A 5,306-nucleotide genomic window follows, 5' to 3' on the forward strand; every position below is an offset into this window, starting at 1 on the left:
GACCAGCAGGTCAAGGTGCGCGGCTTCCGCATCGAACTCGGCGAGGTCGAGGCCGAACTGACCCGGCTGCCGGGCGTCGCCCAGGGCGCCGTCGCCGTCCGCGAGGACACCTCCGGCCAGGCCTACCTGGCCGCCTACACCGTTCCCGGGCCGGGCGCGCCGCCCGGACCGTCCGCCCTGCGGGCGGCCATGGCCGAGCGTCTGCCGGACTACATGGTCCCGTCGGTGTTCACGGCCCTCGACGCGCTCCCGCTCACCGAGAACGGCAAGATCGACCGCAAGGCCCTGCCCGCCCCCGACGCCGCCGGGTCCGGGCCCGCCGCCGACCGCGAACCCCGCACCGGCCTCGAACGCGACCTGTGCGCCGTCGCCGCCGACGTCCTCGGCCTGCCCGCGGTCGGCGTGCACGACGACTTCTTCGCCCTCGGCGGCCACTCCCTCTCCGCCGCCCGCGCGGCCAACCGGGTGCGCGCCGCCCTCGGCGCGGACATCACCGTCCGCGACGTCTTCGACGCCCCCACCCCGGCCCGCCTGGCCGCCCGCATCGAGGAGCGGGGCGAGCCCGGCCGCCGCCCCCGCCCCGCGCTGACCGCGCGCACCGGCCCCGCGCCCGCCGAGGCCCCCGCCTCGGCCGAACAGGTCCGGCTGTGGCTGCTCGACGGTATGGGCCCCGGCTCCGACGCCTACAACGTGCCGTGGGCTTTGCGCATCAAGGGGCGCCTGGACGCCGGCGCCGTGAACGCCGCCCTGCGCGACGTCCTCGTCCGCCACGCCGTCCTGCGCACCCGCCTGGTGCCCGGACCGGCCGGAACCGAGCCGGTCCAGCGCGTCCTCGCCCCCGAGGACCTGCCCGAGAGCGTCCTGACCGTCGACGCCGCCCCCGCCGAAGAGGTGCCCGCGCGCGCCGACCGGGCCGCCCGCGCACCGTTCGACCTGGCCGCCGACCTGCCTTCGCGCTTCACCCTCTTGCGAACCGGGGACGATGAGCACCTGCTGCTCGCCGTCTTCCACCACGCCGCCGTGGACGAGTGGTCGCAGGAGCCCTTCCTCCGCGACCTCGACACCGCCTACCGGGCCCGCGCCGCCGGAGCCGCCCCCGGTTGGGCGCCGCTTCCCGTCCAGTACACCGACTACGCCGTCTGGCAGCGGGAGCTGCTCGGCTCCCAGGACGACCCGGACAGCAGGGCCGTGCGGCAGCGGGAGTTCTGGCGCCGGGCCCTGGACGGGCTTCCGGCGGAGCTGCCGCTGCCCGCCGACCGGCCCCGGCCCGCGGCCCCGTCGGCCACCGGGGGAGTTGTGCGGTTCGCCGTCTCCGCCGAACTGCGCCGCGCCGCCGACGCCCTCGCCACCGCGTCGGGCGCCACCCGCTTCATGGTGCTGCGCTCGACCCTGGCGGTGCTCCTGCACCGGATGGGCGGGGGCGACGACATCCCCCTGGGCACGCCGGTCACCGGGCGTTCCGACGAGGCGCTGCACGACGCGGTCGGGATGTTCCTCAACACGCTGGTGCTGCGCACCGACCTGTCGGGCGATCCCGGCTTCGCCGCGCTCCTGGAGCGGGTGCGCGCCGCCGACCTGGCCGCCCACGGCAACGCCGACCTCCCCTTCGAGGACGTCGTGGACGCCGTCGACCCGGCCCGGGCGCCGGGCCGCAACCCGCTGTTCCAGGTGATGGTCTCCCAGCAGACCCGCCCCGACGGCGCCGAGGGCCTGTTCGGTCTGCGCACGCGCCTGGACGACCAGGTGATCGACAGCGCCAAGTTCGACCTGGAGTTCGCGTTCATCGAGCGCCCGGGCCGCGACGGGCTGGACGCCGTCGTCCGCTACGCCTCCGCCCTGTTCGACCGTCCCACCATCGAGGACCTGGCCGAACGCTTCACCCGGCTGCTCGGCGCGCTCCTGGCCGACCCGCGCCGCCCTGTGTCGGCGGCCGAGGTGCTGCTGCCGCGCGAGCGCCGGGCGCTGGAGTCGGCCCGGTCGGCCATGACCCGCCCGGTGCGGAATCGGACGTTGGCGGGGTTGGTGTCGGAGGGGGCGGTGGATCCGTCGGCGACGGCGGTGGTCGCGCCTGACGGCACCCGGGTGTCGCGTGGTGTGTTCGATGCGCGGGTGAACCGGCTTGCCCGTGAGCTGGTGGCGCGTGGTGCCGGGCCGGAGTCGGTGGTGGCGGTGGCGTTGCCGCGTTCGGTGGATCTGGTGGTGGCGCTGCACGCGGTGGTGCGTGCGGGTGCGGCGTATCTGCCGTTGGATCCGGAGCTTCCTGCCGAGCGCCTGGCCGCCATGCTCGACGACGCCCGGCCCGCGGCCGTCGTCACCGATGCCGCGACCAGGGGCGCCCTGCCCGGCCCTGACCTTCTGCCCGCCGACCTGCCCGACGTGCTCGACCTCGACGATGCCCGTGTCCAGGGCCGCCTGGAAGTGCGCTCCGCCGCCCCGCTGACCGACGGTGACCGGCGCGGCCGTCTCGACCCCCGACACCCGGCGTATGTGATCTTCACGTCGGGGTCGACGGGGCGTCCGAAGGGTGTGGCGGTGCCGCACGGGGCGATCGTGAACCGGTTGGAGTGGATGCAGGGGGCTTACCCCCTTTCCCATGGGGACCGTGTGTTGCAGAAGACTCCGGCGTCGTTCGATGTGTCGGTGTGGGAGTTCTTCTGGCCGTTGGCGGTGGGTGTGCCGTTGGTGGTGGCCGAGCCCGGTGGTCACCGGGACCCGGCTTACCTGGCGGGGCTGGTCCGGTCCCGGGGGGTGACGGTCTGCCACTTCGTCCCCTCCATGCTGCGCATCTTCCTCGACGAATGGGAATCGGCCGCCGAAAGCGGTGACGGTCGCACCGACCTCCCCTTGCGAACCGTGTTCGCCTCCGGGGAGGCGTTGGGCGCGGACACGGCGCGCCGGTTCCGGGCGGTGCTTCCTGGTGTGGAGCTGTTCAACCTGTACGGGCCGACCGAGGCGGCCGTCGATGTCACCGCTTTCGACGCCGCTTGGACGCCTGAGGGGGCCGGGTCGGTCCCGATCGGCCATCCGGTGTGGAACACCCGTGTCCACGTTCTGGACGTGTCGCTGAACCCTGTTCCGGACGGTGTTCCGGGTGAGCTGTACCTGGCGGGGGCGCAGTTGGCGCGCGGGTACGCCGGTCGGCCGGACCTGTCGGCGGACCGGTTCGTGGCCTGCCCCTTCGGCGCGCCGGGTGAGCGCATGTACCGCACCGGCGACCTGGTGCGGCGCCGCGACGGCGGCATCGAGTTCCTCGGGCGCACCGACTTCCAGGTCAAGATCCGAGGGCAGCGCATCGAACTCGGCGACGTGGAGACCGCGCTGCGCTCGCTGCCCGGCGTCGCGGACGCCGTCGCCACCGCCCGACCGGGGCCGGGAGGCGAGGCCCGCGTCATCGGCCACGTGGTGCCTGCCGGTGACGGCCCCGGCCTCGACGATCTGCGCACCCGCCTGACCACCCTCCTCCCCGCGGCCATGGTCCCCGAGGTCCTCGTCCTCCTGCCCGAACCGCCCCTCACCCCCAGCGGCAAGCTCGACCGCAAGGCCCTGCCCGACCCGCCCGCCGCCGCGCACACCGGCCGCACCGGCGGCCGCCCTCCGGCCGGAGGCGCCGAGCGCACCGTCGCCGACGTCTTCGCCGACGCCGTCGGCGTCCCCGTCGAGCACGCCGACGACGACTTCTTCGCCCTGGGCGGCAACTCCCTGGCCGCCGCCCGCGCCGCCAACCTGCTGCGCGGCCGCTTCGGCGCGGACGTCCGCGTCACCGATGTGTTCGAGGCGCCCACCCCCGCCGCCCTGGCCGCCCGGCTCGGCACCTCCACCGAGGACCGCCCCCCGCTGCGCCCCGGCGCCGCCGACGCCTACGGCGGCCCAATCCCGCTCACCGGCGGGCAGCGCGGCATGTGGGCCGCCGCCCGGGTCGCGGGGGCCGAGGCCGCCTACAACGTGCCGTGGGTGCTGCGCGGCCGTGGCGACCTGGACACCCGCGCCCTGGGGCGGGCCGTGCGCGACGTCGCCGCCCTCCACGAGGCCCTGCGCACCGTCTTCCCCGCCTCCGGCGGCGCGTCCGGAGGGGAGCCCGTGCAGCGGGTCCTCACCCCGGAGGAGGCGCCCGACCCGGTGGAGGTGGTCGACGCCCGCGCCATGGGCGGCGCGGCCGCCGAGGACCTCCTCGCCCGGGCCGCGCGTCGCCCCTTCGACCTGGAGCGCGAACCGGCCTTCCGGGTGACCGTGCTGCGCACCGGTGACCGGGCCTACACTCTGTTGTTCCTCTTCCACCACATCGTCGTGGACGAGTGGTCGCAGGAGCCGTTCCTGTGGGACCTGCAGGCCGCCTACCGGGCGCGCACCCGGGGCGAGGCGCCCGGCTGGGGGCCGCTGCCGCTCCGCTACGCCGACTATGCCGTCTGGCAGCGGGAGCTGCTCGGCTCTCAGGACGACCCGGACAGCAGGGCCGCGCGGCAGCGGGAGTTCTGGCGCCGGGCCCTGGACAGGCTTCCCGACGAGATCGCCCTGCCCTCCGACCGGCCGCGGCCGCGGCACCGGGGCGCCGAGGGCGGGACCGCCAGAGTGGCCCTGCCCGCCGACCTGATGAGCGCCGCCGAGAAGGTGGGGCGTGGACACGGCGCCACCCGGTTCATGGTGCTCCAGGCGGCGGTGGCCGTGCTGCTGCACCGGATGGGCGCGGGTGACGACGTCCCCCTGGGGGCGCCGGTCACCGGGCGTTCCGACGAGGCGCTGCACGACGCGGTCGGGATGTTCCTCAACACGCTGGTGCTGCGCGCCGACCTGTCGGGGCGGCCGTCGTTCGGCGAGGTCCTCGACCGCGTGCGCGCCGCGGACCTGGCCGCGTTCGACAACGCCGACCTTCCGTTCGACCGTGTGGTCGACGCGGTGGGCCCAGCGCGCGTCGCCGGGCGCAACCCGCTGTTCCAGGTGATGGTCTCGCACCAGACCCGGCCCGAGCGCTCGCGCCGGGTCCTGGGGCTGGAGACCGACGTGGACGACGGCGCGCTGCACAGCGCGCGCTTCGACCTGGAGTTCGAGTTCGTCGAGACGCCGGGGGACGAGGGCTGCACGGCGTCGGTGCGGTATGCGGCGGACCTGTTCGACCGGGAGACCGCCGAAGGGCTCGCCGAACGGCTGGCGCGGGTGCTGGCCGGGGCGGTCGCCGAGCCGGAGCGGCCGGTGTCCGCGCTCGACGTGCTCACGCCCGGCGAGCGCAAGGAGCTGGAGGGGGCCGGGGCGCGCACCTCCCGCCCGGTGCGGAATCGGACGTTGGCGGGGTTGGTGTCGGAGGGGGCGGTGGA

1 protein-coding gene is annotated in these 5,306 nt (G+C 75.8%); it reads left to right on the forward strand.

Features of this window, described 5'->3' with window-relative positions:
• On the forward strand, positions 1-5,306 hold a 5,306-nt coding region (locus O4U47_RS30985; protein ID WP_270681557.1), incomplete at both ends, for a non-ribosomal peptide synthetase.

Source organism: Nocardiopsis suaedae (assembly GCF_027706745.1).
GTDB lineage: Bacteria > Actinomycetota > Actinomycetes > Streptosporangiales > Streptosporangiaceae > Nocardiopsis_A > Nocardiopsis_A suaedae.